Source organism: Plantactinospora sp. ZYX-F-223 (genome assembly GCF_039649625.1).
Classification (GTDB): domain Bacteria; phylum Actinomycetota; class Actinomycetes; order Mycobacteriales; family Micromonosporaceae; genus Plantactinospora.
On sequence record NZ_JBDJAV010000010.1, the window covers coordinates 156,495 to 177,803 of the forward strand.

At 69.1% G+C, this 21,309-nt stretch carries 17 protein-coding genes; all 17 read right to left on the minus strand.

Translation table 11 applies throughout. The annotated features are described in order from the left end of the window. Positions 1 to 7 precede the first annotated feature (7 nt). On the minus strand, positions 8 to 316 hold the full coding sequence (gene rpsJ, locus AAH979_RS12955; protein ID WP_007073037.1) for a 30S ribosomal protein S10: 309 nt from the start codon (positions 314 to 316) through the stop codon (positions 8 to 10). A 357-nt stretch (positions 317 to 673) separates the two neighbouring features. Then, entirely contained in the window at positions 674 to 1,867 is a 1,194-nt protein-coding gene (gene tuf, locus AAH979_RS12960; RefSeq protein WP_318395954.1) for an elongation factor Tu, read from the minus strand. Between the two features lie 235 nt (positions 1,868 to 2,102). Then, the gene (gene fusA / locus AAH979_RS12965; RefSeq protein ID WP_346258313.1) at positions 2,103 to 4,199 is read right to left on the minus strand and encodes an elongation factor G; all 2,097 of its coding nucleotides are present in this window, start codon (positions 4,197 to 4,199) and stop codon (positions 2,103 to 2,105) included. Between the two features lie 96 nt (positions 4,200 to 4,295). After that, the gene (gene rpsG / locus AAH979_RS12970) at positions 4,296 to 4,766 is read right to left on the minus strand and encodes a 30S ribosomal protein S7 (RefSeq protein ID WP_101368149.1); all 471 of its coding nucleotides are present in this window, start codon (positions 4,764 to 4,766) and stop codon (positions 4,296 to 4,298) included. Between the two features lies 1 nt (position 4,767). Continuing rightward, entirely contained in the window at positions 4,768 to 5,142 is a 375-nt protein-coding gene (rpsL, locus tag AAH979_RS12975) for a 30S ribosomal protein S12 (protein WP_101368150.1), read from the minus strand. A 490-nt stretch (positions 5,143 to 5,632) separates the two neighbouring features. After that, on the minus strand, positions 5,633 to 6,637 hold the full coding sequence (locus AAH979_RS12980) for a hypothetical protein (RefSeq protein ID WP_346258314.1): 1,005 nt from the start codon (positions 6,635 to 6,637) through the stop codon (positions 5,633 to 5,635). A 180-nt stretch (positions 6,638 to 6,817) separates the two neighbouring features. Continuing rightward, entirely contained in the window at positions 6,818 to 7,165 is a 348-nt protein-coding gene (locus AAH979_RS12985) for a hypothetical protein (RefSeq protein ID WP_346258363.1), read from the minus strand. A 98-nt stretch (positions 7,166 to 7,263) separates the two neighbouring features. Beyond that, the gene (locus tag AAH979_RS12990) at positions 7,264 to 11,151 is read right to left on the minus strand and encodes a DNA-directed RNA polymerase subunit beta' (protein WP_346258315.1); all 3,888 of its coding nucleotides are present in this window, start codon (positions 11,149 to 11,151) and stop codon (positions 7,264 to 7,266) included. A gap of 127 nt (positions 11,152 to 11,278) precedes the next feature. Then, positions 11,279 to 14,710 (minus strand): DNA-directed RNA polymerase subunit beta, encoded by a 3,432-nt coding sequence (locus tag AAH979_RS12995; RefSeq protein ID WP_346258316.1) that lies wholly within the window; start codon positions 14,708 to 14,710, stop codon positions 11,279 to 11,281. A 661-nt stretch (positions 14,711 to 15,371) separates the two neighbouring features. After that, positions 15,372 to 15,755 carry a 50S ribosomal protein L7/L12 gene (rplL, locus tag AAH979_RS13000; protein WP_318395959.1) on the minus strand — a complete coding sequence of 128 codons (384 nt, stop codon included), beginning with the start codon at positions 15,753 to 15,755 and terminating at the stop codon, positions 15,372 to 15,374. Positions 15,756 to 15,817: 62 nt separating this feature from the next. Next, complete coding sequence (gene rplJ / locus AAH979_RS13005) at positions 15,818 to 16,357, minus strand: 50S ribosomal protein L10 (protein ID WP_101368155.1); 540 nt, start codon at positions 16,355 to 16,357, stop codon at positions 15,818 to 15,820. A gap of 361 nt (positions 16,358 to 16,718) precedes the next feature. Then, on the minus strand, positions 16,719 to 17,408 hold the full coding sequence (locus AAH979_RS13010; RefSeq protein ID WP_346258317.1) for a hypothetical protein: 690 nt from the start codon (positions 17,406 to 17,408) through the stop codon (positions 16,719 to 16,721). Beyond that, entirely contained in the window at positions 17,405 to 18,457 is a 1,053-nt protein-coding gene (locus AAH979_RS13015) for an ATP-binding cassette domain-containing protein (protein ID WP_346258318.1), read from the minus strand. Before AAH979_RS13015 ends, AAH979_RS13010 begins: the two co-directional genes overlap by 4 nt. Positions 18,458 to 18,625: 168 nt before the next feature. After that, positions 18,626 to 19,339, minus strand: coding sequence for a 50S ribosomal protein L1 (rplA, locus tag AAH979_RS13020; RefSeq protein WP_346258319.1), 714 nt, complete (start codon positions 19,337 to 19,339; stop codon positions 18,626 to 18,628). Between the two features lie 91 nt (positions 19,340 to 19,430). Further along, positions 19,431 to 19,862: a 50S ribosomal protein L11 gene (gene rplK / locus AAH979_RS13025; RefSeq protein WP_318395963.1), complete on the minus strand. Its 432-nt coding sequence runs from the start codon at positions 19,860 to 19,862 to the stop codon at positions 19,431 to 19,433. A gap of 199 nt (positions 19,863 to 20,061) precedes the next feature. Further along, the gene (nusG, locus tag AAH979_RS13030; RefSeq protein WP_346258320.1) at positions 20,062 to 20,781 is read right to left on the minus strand and encodes a transcription termination/antitermination protein NusG; all 720 of its coding nucleotides are present in this window, start codon (positions 20,779 to 20,781) and stop codon (positions 20,062 to 20,064) included. A 38-nt stretch (positions 20,782 to 20,819) separates the two neighbouring features. Continuing rightward, positions 20,820 to 21,209, minus strand: a complete 390-nt coding sequence (secE, locus tag AAH979_RS13035; protein WP_346258321.1) for a preprotein translocase subunit SecE — start codon at positions 21,207 to 21,209, stop codon at positions 20,820 to 20,822. Between the last annotated feature and the right edge of the window lie 100 nt (positions 21,210 to 21,309).

A 21,309-nucleotide genomic window follows, 5' to 3' on the forward strand; every position in this document is an offset into this window, starting at 1 on the left:
CCGGTCCCTACAGCTTGATCTCGATGTCGACGCCAGCCGGCAGGTCGAGGCGCATGAGCGAGTCGACCGTCTTGGGGGTCGGGTCGATGATGTCGATCAGACGCTTGTGCGTGCGCATCTCGAAGTGCTCACGCGAGTCCTTGTACTTGTGCGGCGAACGGATCACGCAGAAACGGTTGATCTCCGTGGGCAGCGGCACCGGGCCCGCGACCTGAGCCCCGGTACGCGTCACCGTCTCAACGATCTTGCGCGCCGAGGAGTCGACCACCTCGTGGTCGTACGCCTTGAGCCGGATGCGGATCTTCTGTCCCGCCATGGTGGCCTCTGTTCCTTCTCTCGCCTTGTCCGTCCCGCCCGCCCGCTCCAGCGGAGCCGCTCTCCCGGAGGGGAGCGGGATGTTCCATGCCGGGCTCGGGCGCTGCCCAGTTCCCGTGCTGTCCGACCCCCGCGGTCGGGCGTGTCGCACCCCGGGGCCGGACTCCACCCCGGAAAGTCCGAGACGGTCCCGCCCGTGCGGGAAGTATCGGGGCGCCGGAGATAGATCAACTATCCCCGGACGCCCAGCAAGGGTGGCTGACTGCTGGGCAGCCAGCCACCCCGCCGGTACGCAACCTGACCAGTATGCCGTACTACCGCACGGCAACGCTAATCGGGGTTACCTGAATTACTTTGATTACTTAACGATCTTCGTGACGAACCCGGCGCCGACGGTCCGGCCGCCCTCGCGGATCGCGAACTTGAGGTTTTCCTCCATCGCGATCGGCTGGATCAGCTTGACCGACATCGTGGTGTTGTCACCCGGCATGACCATCTCGGTGCCCTCGGGCAGCGTGACGACGCCGGTAACGTCCGTGGTCCGGAAGTAGAACTGCGGACGGTAGTTCTGGAAGAACGGGGTGTGCCGGCCACCCTCCTCCTTGGAGAGGATGTAGACGGTCGCCTCGAACTCCGTGTGCGGGGTGGTGGTGCCAGGCTTGACGACCACCATGCCGCGCTCGACGTCCTCGCGCTTGATGCCCCGGAGCAGCAGACCGACGTTCTCACCCGCGCGGGCCTCGTCGAGCAGCTTGCGGAACATCTCGATACCGGTGCAGACCGTCTTCTGCGACTTCTCGCGGATACCGACGAGCTCCACCTCCTCGTTCGGCTTGAGGATGCCGCGCTCGGCGCGACCGGTGACCACGGTGCCCCGACCGGTGATCGTGAAGACGTCCTCGATCGGCATCAGGAACGGCTTCTCGGTCTCCCGCTCGGGCTGCGGAATGGCGGTGTCGACGGCGCTCATCAGGTCCATGAGCTTGTCGGTCCACTCCGGGTCGCCCTCGAGCGCCTTCAGCGCCGACACCCGGACGACCGGCAGGTCGTCACCCGGGTACTCCTGCGCCGACAGCAGCTCGCGGACCTCGAGCTCGACCAGCTCGAGCAGCTCCTCGTCGTCGACCATGTCGCTCTTGTTCAGCGCCACGACGATGTAGGGAACGCCGACCTGGCGGGCCAGCAGCACGTGCTCGCGGGTCTGCGGCATCGGGCCGTCGGTCGCCGCGACCACCAGGATCGCGCCGTCCATCTGCGCGGCACCGGTGATCATGTTCTTGATGTAGTCGGCGTGACCGGGGCAGTCGACGTGTGCGTAGTGCCGCGCCTCGGTCTGGTACTCGACGTGTGCGATCGAGATCGTGATGCCCCGGGCCTTCTCCTCCGGCGCCTTGTCGATCTCGTCGAACGGCGTGTACGGGTTCAGGTCCGGCATCTTGTCGTGCAGGACCTTCGTGATGGCCGCCGTCAGCGTCGTCTTACCGTGGTCGATGTGACCAATGGTGCCGATGTTGACGTGCGGCTTAGTCCGCTCGAACTTCGCCTTCGCCACTGGTGTCCTCCTGTGGACTTCTTGGTTCGTACGCCCGGCACGCCATTCGGCGCTCAGGACTCTGTCGACAGCCTTTCCGACCGAGGTTCCCGGCCGGGAAGTCATGTGGGTCTTGCGGCGGTGAAACCTTCAGGCCCGGTCTAGCAGCCCGGCCCGTGGGCGCCGCGGGCGAGATTACTCGCCCGCCGCACTCGCGGTATCACCGGCCCGGCACCGGGTCAGTGCGCGTTTCCGCTCACTCACCCGTCGCCTTCGCGATGATCTCCTTCGCCACGCTCGCGGGAACCTCGGCGTAGGAGTCGAACTGCATGCTGTAGCTAGCCCGGCCCTGGGTCTTCGACCGCAGGTCGCCGACATAGCCGAACATCTCCGACAGCGGCACCAGAGCCCGGACGATGCGAGCGCCGCTGCGCTCCTCCATCGCCTGGATGATGCCTCGGCGGGAGTTGAGGTCGCCGATCACGTCGCCCATGTTCTCCTCGGGCGTGGTGACCTCGACGGACATCATCGGTTCGAGCAGTGCCGGGTCGGCCTTGCGGGCCGCCTCCTTCAGCACCATCGAACCGGCGATCTTGAAGGCCATTTCCGACGAGTCGACCTCGTGGTACTGGCCGTCGAGCAGGGTCAGCTTCAGACCGACCAGCGGGAAGCCGGCGAGGATGCCGTACTGCATGGCGTCCTGGGCACCGGCGTCCACCGAGGGGATGAACTCCCGCGGGATCCGCCCACCGGTGACCGCGTTCGCGAACTCGTACGTCGGCGAGTCGTTGTCCAGCGGCAGCGGTTCGAGGCTGACGATGACCCGGGCGTACTGCCCCGAACCACCGGTCTGCTTCTTGTGGGTGTACTCGACCTTCTCCACCTTGCGGCGGATGGTCTCCCGGTACGCCACCTGCGGCTTGCCGATGTTCGCCTCGACGTTGAACTCGCGGCGCATCCGGTCCACCAGGATGTCCAGGTGCAGTTCGCCCATGCCGGAGATGACGGTCTGGCCGGTCTCCTCGTCGAGCTTGACCCGGAACGTCGGGTCCTCCTCGGCGAGCCGCTGGATGGCGGTGCTCAGCTTCTCCTGGTCGGCCTTTGTCTTCGGCTCGATCGCGACCTCGATGACCGGCTCCGGGAAGGTCATCGACTCCAGGATGACCGGGTTGGCCGGGTCGCAGAGGGTGTCGCCGGTGGTGGTCTGCTTCAGACCCTGCACCGCGATGATGTCGCCAGCCTGGGCCGAGCTGCGCTCTTCCCGCTTGTTGGCGTGCATCTGGTAGATCTTGCCGATCCGCTCCTTGCGGTCCTTGGTGGAGTTGATCACCTGCGATCCGGACTCCACCGTGCCCGAGTAGACGCGGACGTAGGTCAGCTTGCCCAGGTGCTTGTCGGTCTGGATCTTGAAGGCCAGCCCGGAGAACGGCTCGTTCTTGTCCGGCTTGCGCAGCATCGGGGTCTCGCCGTCGGGGGCGGTGCCCTCGATCGCCGGGACGTCCAGCGGCGACGGCAGGTAGTCGACCACCGCGTCGAGCATCGGCTGGACGCCCTTGTTCTTGAAGGCCGAACCGCAGAGCACCGGATTCGCCTTACCACCGATGGTGGCCCGCCGGATGGCGGCCTTGATCGCGTCGACGGAGAGTTCCTCGCCCTCGAGGTACTTCTCCATCACCGAGTCGTCGACGTCGGCGAGGGTCTCGATGAGCTTCTCGCGCCACTCGGCGGCCAGGTCCGCGAGGTCGGCCGGGATCTCCTCGACCGCGTAGTCCTCGCCCTTCTGGGTCTCACCGCGCCAGGTCAGCGCCCGCATCCCGATCAGGTCGACGACGCCGATGTGGTCGCCCTCCAGGCCGATCGGCACCTGCAGCACCAGCGGGGTGGCGTTGAGCCGGTCGATCATCATCTGCACGCAGCGGAAGAAGTCCGCCCCGGTCCGGTCGAGCTTGTTGACGAAGCACATCCGGGGGACGTTGTACTTGTCGGCCTGACGCCAGACGTTCTCCGTCTGCGGCTCCACACCCGCGACACCGTCGTAGACGGCCACCGCACCGTCGAGCACCCGCAGCGACCGCTCGACCTCGACCGTGAAGTCGACGTGGCCGGGCGTGTCGATGATCTGGATCGTGTGGCCCTTCCACTCACACTTGGTGGCGGCGGAGGTGATGGTGATCCCCCGCTCCTGCTCCTGCTCCATCCAGTCCATGACGGCGGCGCCTTCGTGGACCTCACCGATCTTGTAGGTGATGCCGGTGTAGAACAGGATCCGCTCGGTGGTAGTGGTCTTACCGGCATCGATGTGCGCCATGATGCCGATGTTGCGTACGTTGGCGAGCGCGTCTGCGGCGGCCACTTCAATCCCTACTTATCGTCTCGTCGTCTCGTCGGTGTGATCGCGACCGTTGCCCGGGCTCCGGCGCGGCGGACCGCGCCGGAACCCGGCTGGCCGTTACCAGCGGTAGTGCGCGAAGGCCTTGTTGGACTCGGCCATCTTGTGGGTGTCCTCACGCCGCTTCACGGCGGCGCCAAGACCGTTGCTCGCGTCCAGCAGCTCGTTCATCAGCCGCTCGACCATCGTCTTCTCCCGGCGGGCGCGGGAGTAGGTGACCAGCCAGCGCAGGCCGAGCGTGGTGGCACGCTGCGGCTTGACCTCGACCGGCACCTGGTAGGTCGCGCCACCGACCCGGCGGCTGCGCACCTCCAGGGTCGGCTTCACGTTGTCCATCGCCCGCTTGAGCGTGACCACGGGGTCGGTGCCGGACTTCTCCCGGCAGCCCTCCAGGGCCTCGTAGACGATGCGCTCGGCGAGCTGACGCTTGCCACGGAGCAGGATCTTGTTCACCAGCTGGGTGACCAGCGGGGAGTTGTACACCGGGTCCGCGACCAGCGGCCGGCGCGGAGCAGGGCCCTTACGCGGCATGTCAGCTCTTCTCCTTCTTCGCGCCGTAGCGGCTACGGGCCTGCTTGCGGTTGCGGACGCCCTGGGTGTCCAGCGAACCGCGGACGATCTTGTAACGCACGCCCGGAAGGTCCTTCACACGGCCGCCACGGACCAGCACGAGGGAGTGCTCCTGGAGGTTGTGCCCGACGCCCGGAATGTAGGCGGTCACCTCGATCTGGCTGCTGAGCTTCACCCGAGCGACCTTGCGCAGCGCGGAGTTCGGCTTCTTGGGGGTGGTGGTGTACACGCGCGTGCACACGCCGCGCCGCTGAGGACTCCCCTTCAGCGCCGGCGTCTTGGTCTTACTCGTCTTCGCCTGGCGGCCCTTGCGGACCAACTGCTGGATCGTGGGCACCGGGTTTTCCGCTCCCTTCGGCCGCCCTCTGCGACCGCGCCGTGTGTCTTAGCCACCCGTCCGGGTGGCTCTCTTACCTTCCAACCAGGGCCGTCTCGGGACGGTCCCGGCACCCGCGGTCGGGCGTGTCGCCCGCTCGCGGTTTCCGCCGTCGTTTGTCGACGCCGGATTCCAGCTCGTCGGCACGCTGGGGCGTAGCCGACTCGTTTCGACTTTGTCGTGGGTTGCTCGATTGCCACCACGTGGACTCGGGCACACGCACGAGTTGCCCGGGCATGCCCGGGCACGAGAGGAAAGAGTACCTACCGTGAGTGGGCACGTCAAAACAGGACTCCGGGAGGTTGTCGAGCACCCCCGGCCAGGCCCGGATCTCCGCGTCGCTCCCGAAAAGCACTGCCGATTTTCAAGTGTACCGGCTGATCCCGCGATCGGCCCGTCGGCCCGGTAACCCGACAGCCGCCCGCCCCGGCCGGCCGGCCGCCGACGGCGCTCAGGCCAGTTGCAGCAGCACCGCCACGGCCAGCGCGAGCACCGTCAGCGCGAGGCCCACACCGGCACAGCTGATGCCGGCGATCGCCAGACCCCGGCCGGTGAACCGGACCGGCGGCGCCGTGGAGCCCGGCGCGGCCGCGGGCGTCATGCGGCGGCGACCAGGCCAGCGCGCCCGACCGGTGGGCGAGGTCTGCCGGCGGCCCAGCTCGCCCAGCAGCACGCCGGCCAGGCCGAGCAGCCCGGCGAGCACCGCGAAGGCGCCTGCGACCCAGCCGCCCCAGTCCTCCGGGCTGCTGCCGGCGAGGCCCAGGCAGCCGGCGGTGAAGGCGACCAGCACGGATCCGACCCCGGTCACCAGCGAGGCCACCGCCGGCCCCGAGGTGACCGGAGCCACCTCGAGATGCACCAGGCCGAACGGCGTACCCGGGACCGCGTCCACCCGGCTGGGCGCCCGCAGCGACTCACGGGGCGGCGCCGGCACCGCGGCCGGTCCAGCACCGCCGGCCGGGCCCGCTCCACCGGCCAGCCCGGGCATGCCGGGGTACGCCGTCGGCGCACCGCCCGGCGTCGCGGCCCGGAGCGGCTCCGCCACCGGGTACCCGGCGACGCCGGCCGCCCCCGGCGCGCCCGCCGAGGCCGGGCCGGAGGTCGGAACCGCCGGCACAGGGCCGGAGCCCTGGCCGGGTCCCCAGGCGGAGGTCGCCGGGGCCGGCGGTGTGGCGGGGCTCGGCGCCCAGGTCGGGTTCGCCGGGAGCGGGGCGGTGGAGGCGCCTGCCCAGCCCGCGCCGGAGACCCCCGGCCCGGCCTCGGACCCGGCCGGCGCGGGGCGGGACCATTCGCTGGCCGGCCCGCCCGGCTCCCCCGGCGCGCTCGTCGGCGACGCCGCGGCAATCGGCGGCAGCGTGTACGAGGGCTCGGGGTAACGAGGCTCGTGCCCGGCGGGCTGCCCCGGCGTCTCGTCCGCCACGCGCTCCACCCCGGGTGGCTGCGCCTCCTCCGTCACGAAAACTCCCCTGCACACCACCGAGCCGCCAACCACGGCGGAACCGACCGGCCGAGGAGAATCCGTCGACCGGGCCCGACACGTCGTGCCAAGGTCAGGTTACCGCCGTGCGGCCAGCCGCCACCGGCCCGGTTACGTCCGGTAGCCCTGCCGCCGAACCACCCTCCGCTGGCGGCCTGGTCAGTCGACCCCGGGCGCGAAGTCCTGGCCGACCGAGCCGTCGGCCAGATTCACCACACCGATCACGGTCGCCGCCACCAGCGCGGTCGCGGCGAGGGCGACGCCGGCCCAGGCCAGCCGCTCACCGCGACGCAGCCAGGCGGCACCCGTCAGATAGCCCCCCGACGCGTACGCCTCCCGGCGGGCCTGCCGGGCCAGCAGCATCGCCAGCGTCGCCGGGACGATGCCCCCGACCAGTGGGCCGGTCAGCAGCGCCACCAGGCCGAGGGCGAAGACCGCCCGGGACTTGGTGGAGCGCACCGGATCCGGGTCGAGCGGATGGCGCGTGGCCGGACCGGCGGCCGGCATCGTGGTCACCACGCCAGCCTACCCAACCCGGCGTGCACGGCCGGAAAAGCGAGGCGCCCCGCCCGTCAACCGACGAGCGGGGCGCCTCAGGTGTCGCCTTAGCGGTACGACCCGAAGTCGAAGTCGTCCAGCGGCACCGCCTGGCCGCTGGCCGGCCCGAACCCGTAGTCGGTCTCGGGGTAGCCGGTCATCGAGTAGACCTTGGCCTTCGCCTCCTCGGTCGGCTCGACCCGGATATTGCGGTACTTGCTGATGCCCGTACCGGCCGGGATGAGCTTACCGATGATGACGTTCTCCTTGAGACCGATCAGCGAGTCGCTCCGGGCGTGGATCGCCGCGTCCGTGAGCACCCGGGTGGTCTCCTGGAAGGACGCCGCCGACAGCCACGAGTCGGTGGCCAGCGACGCCTTGGTGATACCCATCAGCACCGGCCGGCCCGCCGCGGGCTCGCCGCCCTCGGAGACGAGCCGGCGGTTCTCCGACTCGAACAGCGCCCGGTCGACCAGCACACCCGGCAGGAACTCGGTCGCGCCGGAGTCGATCACCGTCACCCGCTTGAGCATCTGGCGGATGATGATCTCGATGTGCTTGTCGTGGATGAGCACACCCTGCGACCGGTAGACCTCCTGGACCTCCTGGGTCAGGTGGACCTGGACCGCCCGCGGGCCGAGGATCCGCAGCAGCTCGTGCGGGTCGATGGTGCCCTTGGTGAGCTTCTGGCCGACGTCGACGTGATCCCCGTCGTGCGCCTGGAGCGGCACCCGCTTGGAGATCTTGTCGTACACGATCTCGTCGCTGCCGTCGTCCGGCACCACGATGATCTTGCGCGACCGCTCGCCGTCCTCGATCCGGATCCGGCCCGGGGTGTCGGCGATCGGCGCCTTGCCCTTCGGGACCCGGGCCTCGAAGATCTCCTGGACCCGGGGCAGACCCTGGGTGATGTCCTCACCCGCGACACCACCGGTGTGGAAGGTACGCATCGTGAGCTGGGTACCCGGCTCACCGATCGACTGGGCGGCGATGATGCCGACCGCCTCGCCGACGTCCACGGTCTTGCCCGTCGGCAGCGAGCGGCCGTAGCACGCCCCGCAGACGCCGAGCTTGGACTCGCAGGTGAGCACGCTGCGGACCCGTACGGTGTCCACCCCGGCCGCCACGATCCTGTCGACCAGGATGGTGTTGATGTCCGCACCCCGCTCGGCGACCAGGTTGCCGTCGGGCCCCTTGATGTCGTCGGCCAGGGTACGGGCGTGCACGCTGGTCTCCACGTGCTCGTGCGCCACCAGCCTGCCGTCGAGCTGGGTCGCGATCTGCATCGGGATGGCGCGGTCGGTGCCGCAGTCCTCCTCGCGGATGATCACGTCCTGCGAGACGTCCACCAGACGACGGGTCAGGTAACCCGAGTCGGCGGTACGCAGCGCCGTGTCGGCGAGACCCTTCCGGGCACCGTGCGTGGAGATGAAGTACTCCAGCACGGAGAGACCCTCCCGGTAGCTGGCCTTGATCGGCCGCGGGATGATCTCGCCCTTCGGGTTGGCCACCAGACCACGGATCGCGGCGATCTGGCGGAGCTGGAGCAGGTTACCGCGGGCACCCGAGTTGATCATCTTCCACAGCGGGTTCTCCTGCGGCAGCGCGGTCTCCATCTCCTTGGCGACCTCGTTGGTCGCCTTGGTCCAGATCTCGATGAGCTCGCCGCGACGTTCCTCGGCGGTCATCAGACCCCGCTGGTACTGCTTGTCGATCCGCTCGGCTTCCTTCTCGTACCGCTCCAGGATCTCCCGCTTGCGCGGCGGCGCGATGACGTCCTCCATGCCGATCGTCACGCCGGACCAGGTGGCCCAGTGGAAGCCGGCCTCCTTGAGCCCGTCGAGCGTCGCGGCCAGGGCCACCTTCGGGAACCGCTCGGCGAGATCGTTGACGATCGCGGAGAGCTGCCCCTTGCGGATCTCGTAGTTCACGAACCGGTAGCCCTGCGGCAGGGTCTCGTTGAAGAGCACCCGCCCCAGCGTGGTCTCCACGGTGAGCGGCTCACCCGGGACCCAGCCCTCCGGCGCGGTCCACCGGGAGGCACCGGGGCCGTTGTCCACCTCGACCACACCGCGCAGCCGGATCTTCACCGGGGTCTGCAGGTGCAGCTCACCGTTGTCGAAGGCCATCCGCGCCTCGGCGTCCGAGCTGAACACCCGGCCCTCGCCGACCTCACCCGGGGTGAGGTGGGTCAGGTGGTAGAGGCCGATGACCATGTCCTGGGTGGGCATGGTGACCGGCTTGCCGTCCGCCGGCTTGAGGATGTTGTTGGACGAGAGCATCAGGATCCGAGCCTCGGCCTGCGCCTCGGCGGAGAGCGGTACGTGCACCGCCATCTGGTCGCCGTCGAAGTCCGCGTTGAACGCGGTGCAGACCAGCGGGTGGATCTGGATCGCCTTGCCCTCGACGAGCTGCGGCTCGAACGCCTGGATGCCCAGCCGGTGCAGGGTCGGCGCCCGGTTCAGCAGCACCGGGTGCTCGCCGATGACCTCTTCCAGCACGTCCCAGACGACCGGCCGCTGCCGCTCGACCATCCGCTTCGCGGACTTGATGTTCTGTGCGTGGTTGAGGTCGACCAGCCGCTTCATCACGAACGGCTTGAACAGCTCCAGCGCCATCTGCTTGGGCAGGCCGCACTGGTGCAGCTTGAGCTGCGGACCGACCACGATCACGGAACGACCGGAGTAGTCGACCCGCTTGCCCAGCAGGTTCTGCCGGAACCGGCCCTGCTTGCCCTTGAGCATGTCCGACAGCGACTTCAGCGGCCGGTTACCCGGGCCGGTGACCGGCCGACCACGCCGTCCGTTGTCGAACAGCGCGTCCACGGCCTCCTGGAGCATCCGCTTCTCGTTGTTGACGATGATCTCGGGCGCGCCGAGGTCGATCAGTCGCTTGAGCCGGTTGTTCCGGTTGATCACGCGGCGGTAGAGGTCGTTCAGGTCCGAGGTCGCGAACCGGCCACCGTCGAGCTGCACCATCGGGCGCAGGTCCGGCGGGATCACCGGTACGCAGTCCAGCACCATGCCGAGCGGCGAGTTGCGGGTGTTCAGGAACGCCGCCACGACCTTGAGCCGCTTGAGCGCCCGGATCTTCCGCTGGCCCTTACCGGTACGGATGATCTCGCGGAGGTTCTCCGCCTCGGCGTCCAGGTCCATGTTCTGGACCAGCGCCTTGATCGCCTCGGCACCCATCCCACCGGTGAAGTACTCGCCGAACCGGTCCCGCAGCTCGCGGTAGAGCAGCTCGTCGGTGACCAGCTGCTTCGGCTCCAGCTTGCGGAAGGTGTCCAGCACCTCGTCGAGGCGGTCGATCTCGCGCTGCGCCCGGTCGCGGATCTGGCGCATCTCGCGCTCTCCGCCCTCCTTGACCTTGCGCCGCACGTCGGCCTTGGCACCCTCGGCCTCCAGCTCGGCCAGGTCGGCCTCAAGCTTGGCGGCCCGCTTCTCGATCTCCGAGTCACGGCTGTTCTCGGCCTGCCGCTTCTCGGCCAGGATCTCGTTCTCCACCGTGGCGAGGTCACGGTGTCGCGCCTCCGTGTCGACGCTGGTCACCACGTACGACGCGAAGTAGATGATCTTTTCGAGGTCCTTCGGCGCCAGGTCGAGCAGGTAGCCAAGCCGGCTCGGCACACCCTTGAAGTACCAGATGTGCGTGACCGACGCGGCCAGCTCGATGTGGCCCATCCGCTCACGCCGCACCTTGGAACGGGTCACCTCGACACCGCAGCGCTCACAGATGATGCCCTTGAACCGGACCCGCTTGTACTTACCGCAGTAGCACTCCCAGTCCCGCTGCGGGCCGAAGATCTTCTCGCAGAAGAGCCCGTCCTTTTCCGGCTTCAGGGTGCGGTAGTTGATCGTCTCAGGCTTCTTAACCTCGCCGTGCGACCACTGACGGATGTCGTCAGCGGTGGCCAGGCCAATCCGCAACTCGTCGAAGAAGTTGACGTCGAGCACGTTATATGTCCCTCGTGTCGTGTCGTTTTACCGCTAGCTCTCATGCGGGGGTCGGGGGCGGGTGACCCGCGGAGGGATCAAGCCTGACCGCCCGGAGCGGGTCATCCGCCCCCGACCCCACACAACCTCACACCTCTTCGACCGAGCTCGGCTCACGCCGGGACAGGTCGATGCCGAGTTCCTCCGCGGCCCGGAAGACCTCGTCGTCGGTCTCGCGCATCTCCAGGGCCACACCGTCGCTGGAGAGCACCTCTACGTTGAGGCACAGCGACTGCAGCTCCTTGAGCAGCACCTTGAAGGACTCCGGGATGCCCGGTTCGGGAATGTTCTCGCCCTTGACGATCGCCTCGTACACCTTGACCCGGCCGAGGACGTCGTCGGACTTGATCGTCAGCAGCTCCTGCAGGGCGTACGCGGCGCCGTACGCCTGCATCGCCCAGCACTCCATCTCGCCGAACCGCTGGCCACCGAACTGCGCCTTACCACCCAGCGGCTGCTGCGTGATCATCGAGTACGGACCGGTCGACCGAGCGTGGATCTTGTCGTCGACCAGGTGGTTCAGCTTGAGGATGTAGATGTAGCCGACCGCGATCGGGTCGGGCAGCGGCTCGCCGGAACGTCCGTCGAAGAGCTGCGCCTTGCCGCTCGCGCCGATCAGCTGCTTGCCGTCCCGGTTGGGCAGGGTCGACGAGAGCAGACCGGAGATCTCCTCCTCCTTGGCGCCGTCGAAGACCGGCGTCGCCACGTTGGTGTCCGGCTCGGACTCGTGCGCGTCGATCGACCGCAGCGCACGCTTCCAGTCCGCGTCCTCACCCTGTACCTGCCAGCCGGTCTTGGCGACCCACCCGAGGTGGGTCTCCAGCACCTGGCCGATGTTCATCCGGCTCGGCACGCCGAGCGGGTTGAGCACGATGTCGACCGGGGTGCCGTCCTCCAGGAACGGCATGTCCTCGACCGGCAGGATCTTGGAGATGACGCCCTTGTTGCCGTGCCGGCCGGCGAGCTTGTCACCGTCCTGGATCTTCCGCTTCTGCGCCACGTAGACCCGGACCAGCTCGTTGACGCCCGGCGGCAGCTCGTCGCCGTCCTCCCGGGAGAAGGTCCGTACGCCGATGACCGTGCCGGTCTCGCCGTGCGGCACCTTCAGCGAGGTGTCCCGGACCTCGCGCGCCTTCTCGCCGAAGATCGCGCGGAGCAGCCGCTCCTCCGGGGTCAGCTCGGTCTCGCCCTTGGGCGTGACCTTGCCGACCAGGATGTCGCCGGTGACGACCTCGGCGCCGATCCGGATGATTCCGCGCTCGTCGAGGTCGGCGAGCATCTCCTCGCTGACGTTCGGGATGTCGCGGGTGATCTCCTCCGGACCGAGCTTGGTGTCCCGGGCGTCGACCTCGTGCTCCTCGATGTGGATCGAGGTGAGGGCGTCCTGCTGGACGAGGCGCTGCGACAGGATGATCGCGTCCTCGTAGTTGTGGCCCTCCCACGGCATGAACGCGACCAGCAGGTTGCGGCCGAGCGCCATCTCGCCGTCGTCGGTGCACGGACCGTCCGCGATGACCTGGCCCGCCTCCACCCGGTCGCCCTCGAAGACGATCGGCTTCTGGTTGACGCAGGAGCCCGCGTTGGAACGGCGGAACTTGTGCAGCAGGTAGGTACGCCGGTGGCCGTCGTCCTGGTGCACCGTCACGTAGTCGGCACACAGGTCCTCGACCACGCCGCCGACCTCGGCGACGACCACGTCACCGGCGTCCACCGCGGCCCGGTATTCCATACCGGTACCGACCAGCGGCGCCTCGGCCTTGACCAGCGGCACCGCCTGGCGCTGCATGTTCGCGCCCATCAGTGCCCGGTTGGCGTCGTCGTGCTCAAGGAACGGGATCATGGCGGTGGCGACCGACACCATCTGGCGCGGCGACACGTCCATGTAGTCGACCGCGGTGGGGGCGACGTAGTCGACCTCACCGCCCTTCCGGCGGACCAGGACCCGGTCCTCGGCGAAGGTGCCGTCCGCCCGCAGCGCGGTGTTGGCCTGCGCCTTGACGAACCGGTCCTCCTCGTCGGCGGTCAGGTAGTCGATCTGGTCGGTGACCCGACCCTCGACCACCTTCCGGTACGGCGTCTCGATGAAGCCGAACGGGTTGACCCGGCCGAAGGTCGACAGGGCGCCGATCAGGCCGATGTTCGGGCCTTCCGGCGTCTCGATCGGGCACATCCGGCCGTAGTGCGACGGGTGCACGTCCCGGACCTCGAAGCCGGCCCGCTCCCGGGACAGACCACCCGGGCCGAGCGCGCTCAGCCGGCGCCGGTGGGTCAGGCCCGCCAGCGGGTTGGTCTGGTCCATGAACTGGGACAGCTGCGACGTACCGAAGAACTCCTTGATCGCCGCCACCACCGGGCGGATGTTGATCAGGGTCTGCGGGGTGATCGCCTCGACGTCCTGGGTGGTCATCCGCTCGCGGACCACCCGCTCCATCCGGGAGAGGCCGACCCGAACCTGGTTCTGGATCAGCTCGCCCACGGTACGGAGCCGGCGGTTGCCGAAGTGGTCGATGTCGTCGGCCTCGTAGCCCTCCTCACCGGCGTGCAGCCGGCAGAGGTACTCCACGGTGGCGACGATGTCGTCCTCGGTCAGCGTGCCCTTGTTGATCGGGACGTCGACCTCGAGCTTCTTGTTGAACTTGTATCGGCCGACCTTGGCGACGTCGTACCGCTTCGGGTTGAAGAAGAGGTTGTCGAGCAGGGTCTGGGCGTTCTCCCGGGTGGGAGGCTCGCCCGGCCGGAGCTTGCGGTAGATGTCGAGCAGCGCCTCGTCCACCCCGGCGATGTGGTCCTTCTCCAGGGTGGTCATCATCAGCTCGGACCAGCCGAACCGCTCGCGGATCTGCTCGTTGGTCCAGCCGATCGCCTTGAGCAGGACGGTGACGGCCTGCCGGCGCTTACGGTCGATGCGGACACCCACGGTGTCGCGCTTGTCGATGTCGAACTCCAGCCAGGCACCCCGACTCGGGATGACCTTGACGCTGGAGAGATCGCGGTCGGAGGTCTTGTCCGGCTGCTTGTCGAAGTAGACGCCCGGGGACCGGACGAGCTGGCTGACCACCACGCGCTCGGTGCCGTTGATGATGAAGGTGCCCTTCGGCGTCATCATCGGGAAGTCACCCATGAACACCGTCTGGCTCTTGATCTCGCCGGTGGTGTTGTTGGTGAACTCCGCGGTCACGAACAGCGGGGCGCAGTAGGTCAGGTCCTTCTCCTTGCACTCCTCGATCGAGGCCTTGACCTCGTCGAAGCGCGGCGCGGAGAAAGAAAGCGACATAGTGCCAGAAAAGTCCTCAATGGGACTGATCTCGTCGAGGATCTCGGCGAGACCCGATCGAGCGTGCGGGTCGTCGGCCGACCGGCCCTGCCAAGCCTCGTTGCCGACCAGCCAGTCAAACGACTCGTTCTGGATGGCGAGGAGGTTGGGGACCTCGAGGTGTTCGGTAATCCTGCCGAAGGAGATTCGGCGGGGCGCGAAAGCGCTCGACGTACGACTGGTCTTCGCAGGGCGGGAAGCTGCCAAGATGCGTCCTTCCGAGGACCGGTGCTGCTAGATGCGGCTGTCACGCGTGCACTCCAATGGCCCCACTCCAAACGCCCAAAACTGGACATTCCGAGCAGGGGTCAAGTCGGAAGGCAGCGCAAACTAGCAGTGTAGCCGAGCGGCTAACCGCTGTCCAGCCCACCACGGCAGGGCGTTGCAGAACGTGTCGCCAGCCGCCGGCTGGCGCGCGCCGAGCGCGCTCACACGTCCCGCACGCATCCCGCTAGGCCTCGTAGGGACCAGCGGCTCGTGGTGCTCCGTGGCCCTTACCCAGGTGTCGGCCGTCGCAAGCGCGGAAGGTCTTGCTGATGTCAGCGTGCCTGCCGGTTCCTGCCGCGTCAAGGGCTGATGCCCGGGTCGGGCGACGTCTTTGCCCGGGTCGCCATCCGAGCCTGACCGGCCGGACGGGCCGACGACGGCCGTCCGAGGCGCCAAAGCCCTGATCATCGACGGTCGCAGCCTGTCAACGAACGGAGACGGGCGGCGATCCGGCGCCGGATCGCCGCCCGTCGGCGACATCGCTGTGCGTCAGCTCACTAGCCGACGCGAGCCGCCTCCGGTGGCCCGTACCTCCGCGGCCCCCGCTCGGCGGAACGGAGAGCTGGTCGGTACGGGCCGCCCGGGGCGACGTGGTGCGGAACTACTTGAGGGTGACCTTCGCGCCCTCGGCCTCGAGCTTGGCCTTGGCCTTGTCGGCGGCCTCCTTGTTGGCCTTCTCCAGGACCGGCTTCGGCGCGCCCTCGACGAGGTCCTTGGCCTCCTTCAGGCCCAGGCCGGTCAGCTCGCGCACGACCTTGATGACCTGGATCTTCTTGCCGCCGTCGGCCTCCAGGATGACGTCGAACTCGTCCTGCTCCGGCTCGGCCTCGGCGGCCGGGGCCGCCGGGCCACCGGCGGCGATGGCCACCGGCGCGGCGGCGGTCACGTCGAAGGTGGTCTCGAACTGCTTCACGAACTCCGAGAGCTCGATCAGCGTCATCTCCTTGAACGCGTCGAGCAGCTCTTCGGTGCTGAGCTTCGCCATGGTGTCTGGCGTCCTTTCCTAATCTCTTACACGAATATCGGGGGTACCGGAGGGCTGGCCGCTCAGGCCTGCCCCTCCTTCTCACGCTTGTCCTGCAGGGCAGCCGCCAGGCGGGCGGTCTGCGCCAGCGGCGCCTGGAACAGGGCAGCGGCCTTGCTCAGGCTGCCCTTCATCGCGCCGGCCATCTTGGCCAGCAGCACCTCACGGGACTCGAGGTCGGCGAGCTTGTTGACCTCGTCCGCGGTGATCGCCCGGCCCTCGAAGACGCCACCCTTGATGACGAGCTTCGGGTTGGCCTTCGCGAACTCCCGCAGACCCTTCGCCGCCTCGACCACGTCGCCGGAGACGAAGGTCAGCGCGGTAGGACCGGTGAACAGCTCGTCGAGGCCGGCAATGCCAGCGTCCGTCGCGGCGCGCTTGGCCAGCGTGTTCTTCGCCACCTCGTAGGTCGTGTCCCGACCGAGCGAGCGGCGTAGCTGGGTGAGCTGGGAAACCGTCAGGCCGCGGTACTCGGTGAGCACGGTGGCTCCCGAGTTGCGGAAGTATTCGGTGAGCTCGGCGACGGCGGTGGCCTTGTCGGCCCGAACCGGCTTGTCCGCCATGTCCCTCCTCTCTCGTTGCTCCAGGCTGATCACGGCCCGACCGGCCGTCTGGGCGCGGTCGGAGCCCGGGTGCGGGTCGGAAGTTCCGCCGCAACGAGAGAAGCCCCGGCGCAGGGCGCACGGGGCGGGAAGGTCATGCGGACACGACCTGACGCTACCGTCTCCCCCTGCGCGGGCCGCCCGTCGAGCGGGACCTTCGACCGTGCCGGGGCACGGTGACCAGCGGTCTCTGGGTGAAACTTCTCGGCCAAGTTACCTTGACCGACTTATCAGAGTACGGGATGCCCGCCGTAACGACCAAATCACCCGAGGTGGTCCGGCTCACGTCCGGCCCATCCCGCTCAGGCGCCACGTCCCGGGCTCACGTCCGGTGGCGGCGGAGCCAGGCGTACCCCGCCAGCGCCGCAGCGCTCCAGAGCAGGGCGTGCCCGGTCAACAGGGCCACCGACCAGCCGGTCGGCCCGGCGGTGCCGACCCGGGCGGTGGCGAGTACCGGGGGCGCGATCCAGGGCAGCACCGAGTCCTTCAGCCCGAAGACGTACACCCCGACCACCCCGCCAACCAGGGCGGCCAGCCCGTACAGCGGGCTGTTGGTCGCCGCCCGGCTGGCCAGCGCGCCCAGGGCGACGGCCGCCGGCAGGACCAGCAGGTGTGCCCAGAGCCCGACCGTCATGCCCAGCGCGAGCGGCAGGTCGCCGTCCCGTTGGGGGCCGGTCACCCCGCCCACCAGCCAGGGCAGCAGCAGCGCGACCGGGACCAGGGCCAGCCCGGCCAGCCCGGCGGCGAGGATCCCGCCGGCCAGTTCCGCCCGGCGGCCGGCGGCGACCACGGCGAGCCGGCGCTGGGTGTCCGGCTCGGTGTCCAGCAGCAGCTTGGTCTGCCAGGCCAGGACCGGGAAGAGCAGCACGGCGGAGACGCCGTACGCCTCGGCTGCCTGTGCGGCACCGCCCCCATACAGCACGGTGAGCGCGACCAGCCCGGCGATCAGCGGCGGCAGCGCCCGAGCGGTCCGGACGAATCCCGCCAACCGCATCCGAGCCAGCGCGATCACGACGCCTCCCCGGTGGCCGCGACGGGTTTCGCCGGCTGCTCGCCGCCCCCGTCGACCGCCCCGGCCGGATCACCGGGACCGCCCGAAACAGCCGGAACGCCGGAAACGGCCGGAGCGGCCTCGGCACCGGAAACGGCCCGGGTGCCCGAGGCCGCCGGGGTGCGCGCGGGAGCGGCCAGCTCGGCCGGAGGTTCACCGTGTCCGGCGGGGCGTACCCCGAGCACCTGGTGGCCGGCGCGGCGCAGCGCGGCGACGGTCTCCAGTGCCCGGGCGGTCGGCACCGCGATCTCCACCACGGAAGTCCCGACTCCGGCGGTCCCCTGGTCGGCGGCGGCCTGAGGCACGGCGGTGACGCTCCCGGAAGAAACCGGAGACACTGCGGTGCGGCCCTCGGCCGGGGTCCCGCCCCCGGCGGGCCGCTGGTCGGCGGAGCCCGGAGACATGACGCGCACGGTCCCGTCGGTCACGCTCCACTGCGCGGCGTGCGGCAACCGGACCGTCTCGCCACGGTGGTCGCTGACCAGTACGGCACCGCCGCCGTCGAGTACCTCCGCGATCAGCTCGGGGACCAGTTCGCGGGTGGCCGCGTCCAGCCCCTCCCACGGTTCGTCGAGGACGAGCAGACCGGGCGGGCGGAGCAGGGCCTGGGCCAGCCCGACCTTCTGGGCGGTGCCCTTGGAGAGCGCCGGCAGCCGGACGTCGCGGTACGCCGCCAGCCCGAGGCGCTCGATCCAGCCGGTCACGGTACGGGCTGCCGCCGTGGCCGAGAGCCCCCGGATCCGGCCCATCCCGGTGAGGTACTGGCCGACGGTATACGGCTGGTCCGCCGGAAAGCGCTCCGGCACCCAGCCGACCGTCCGGGGCCGATCCCGGACCACACCCCGGGTCGGGTCCAGTACGCCCACCGCCACCTGGAGCAGCGTCGACTTGCCCACCCCGTTGCGACCGAGCACCACGGCGCTCTGCCCGGGGCCGATCTCCACCTCGACCGCGCGCAGCACCCACGGGTCGCGGGCGCCGTACCGCAGCCAGACCTGATCCAGTCGCACGGATAGCAGCGTGCCACAGCGCTGCCCGGAACGCGGGGCCGCAGCGCTCAGGATGGTGGTGGCACCGGTCCCAAGCCCTCCGGCGCACCGGAAACACCGACGCGGGACGCCCGCGAAACGTCGCTGGGCGCCCCGCGTCGGACGGGACTGACCGGTTCCGGTCGAGGCTCAGGCCTCGGCCGACTCCCGCAGGTTCTTCACCACGTTCGGGTCGACCGGAACGCCCGGGCCCATGGTGGTGGTGAGGGTGACCTTCCGGAGGTACTTGCCCTTGGCCGCGGACGGCTTGGACCGGAGCACCTCGTCGAGCACCGCGGCGTAGTTGTCGACCAACTGGGCCTCGGAGAACGAGGCCTTGCCGATGATCAGGTGCAGGTTGGAGTGCTTGTCCACCCGGAAGGTGATCTTGCCGCCCTTGATGTCCGAGACGGCCTTGGTGACGTCCATGGTCACCGTGCCGGTCTTCGGGTTCGGCATGAGACCGCGCGGGCCCAGGATCCGCGCGATCCGGCCGATCTTGGCCATCTGGTCCGGCGTGGCGATCGCGGCGTCGAAGTCCAGCCAGCCCTCCTGGATCCGGGCGACCAGCTCGTCGGTGCCGACCACGTCCGCTCCGGCGGCGGTCGCCTCCTCGGCCTTGGCGCCGGCCGCGAAGACGATCACGCGGGCGGTCTTGCCGGTGCCGTGCGGAAGGTTGACCGTGCCCCGGACCATCTGGTCGGCCTTGCGGGGGTCGACGCCGAGGCGCATAGCGACCTCGACCGTGGCGTCGAACTTGACGGTGCTGCTCCCCTTGGCCAGCTTGACGGCCTCGATCGGGGTGTAGAGCTTGTCCCGATCGATGGCCTCGGCGGCCTTGCGGTAGCTCTTGCTGCGCTGCATCTCTGATTACTCCTGTGGTGTCTGGCGGGCTGCGGAGTGCCGCGGCCCTCCCACGAACTGGTCGTGCCGGTCAGGGGTGGTAAAGAGGGACCTATTCCTTGACCGTGATGCCCATCGACCGGGCGGTGCCGGCGATGATCTTCTCGGCCTGGTCGAGGTCGTTGGCGTTCAGGTCGGCCATCTTCTTCTCGGCGATCTCGCGCAGCTGGGCGCGGGTGACCGAGCCGACCTTCTGGCTCTGCGGGACGCCGGAGCCCTTCTGCACGCCGGCAGCCTTGATCAGCAGTCGGGCGGCGGGCGGGGTCTTCAGCACGAAGGTGAAGGTCCGGTCCTCGTACACGCTGATCTCGGCCGGCACGATGTCACCGCGCTGCGACTCGGTCTGTGAGTTGTAGGACTTGCAGAACTCCATGATGTTGACGCCGTGCTGACCCAGCGCCGGACCGACCGGCGGCGCCGGGGTGGCCTGGCCCGCCGGGAGCTGAAGCGTGAACGTCTTGACGAGCTTCTTCTTCGGAGGCATGTCTCTTCCTGGGCTTGAAACTGGGGAACGTGCACCTGAGGTCACCCGTCGGCGCGCACGGTCAAGCGCGCCTGCGTGGCGGGCGACGTTCAAGAGTAGCGCAGCACCCTCGCGGGCGCCGCGCCGAGGTCGGCCGGGGCCGGATGAGGCTGGCCAGGGCCGGATCCGGGGGTACCCGGACCGCCGGGCGTCCCGTCAATCAGATCTTGGCGACCTGGTTGAAGTTGAGCTCGACCGGAGTCTCCCGACCGAAGATCGACACCAGGACCTTGAGCTTCTGCTGGTCGGCGTTGATCTCGCTGATCGTGGCCGGCAGCGACGCGAAGGCGCCGTCGGTCACGGTGACCGAGTCACCGACCTCGAAGTCGAGCACCTTGACCTCCGGCTTCGCCTTCTTGGTCTCGGTCTCCACCGCCGGGGCGAGCCACTTGAGCACCTCGTCGAGCGAGAGCGGCGCCGGCCGGTCGGCCCGGTCGGTCGCGCCGACGAAGCCGGTCACCCCCGGGGTGTTGCGCACGCAGGAGTACGACTCCGGGGTCAGCTCCATCCGGACCAGGATGTAACCCGGAAAGACCTTGTTCTGGACCTGGAGGCGCTTGCCGTTCTTGACCTCGACCTCTTCCCGGGTCGGCACCTCGACCTGGTAGATGAACTCTTCCATGTCGAGGCTGGTGATCCGGGTCTCCAGGTTCGTCTTGACCTTGTTCTCGTAACCGGCGTACGAGTGGACCACAAACCAGTCACCGGGCGCGTAGCGCAGCTTCTGCCGCAGCTCGGCGACCGGGTCGTAGTCCTCGTCCGGCGCCTGCTCGGCGGCGAACTCCGGCTCGTTGGCGGCCTCGACCGACTCGGTACCGCTCGCCGTCGCCACCGCGGACTGCTCGTCCGGGGTCTCGGCGGTCTCGTCGTACTCAGGCACGCTCGCTCACTTCCGTCACTATCAGGTGGGGCAGGTGGTCAGCTAGAGCCGCCGAAGACCCACAGCACGCCGCGGGCGAAGGCGAAGTCCAGCCCGGCCACGATCGTCAGCACCACGGCGACGAACACGACCACCACGGCGGTGTAGGTCAGCAGCTCCTTACGGGTCGGCCAGATGACCTTACGCAGCTCCGCCACGACCTCGCGGAAGAACCGGGCAAGCCGGCCGAATATTCCGACCCGACCCTCGGTCTTGGTCTTGGGCGTGCTGTCCGCCGATTCGGCCTTGGTGCGCTCCCGGGTGGCGGTGCCACCACGCCCGACCGGCTCGTCCGCCTCGTCGTCGGCGTCATCGTCGACAACGTCGTCGATCATCTCGTCGTCGAGACGGTCGTTGTCGTCCTCGTCGCGCCGATTCTTCTCGGCCACTTCGCCCTCCGTCGCCGGGTGGTTGGTACGCGCGCCGGTGGGCGCACGCTGCGCTTTTCACGCCGGCCGGAACCCGGAGTCTCCGCCGCGGGCGCCGACC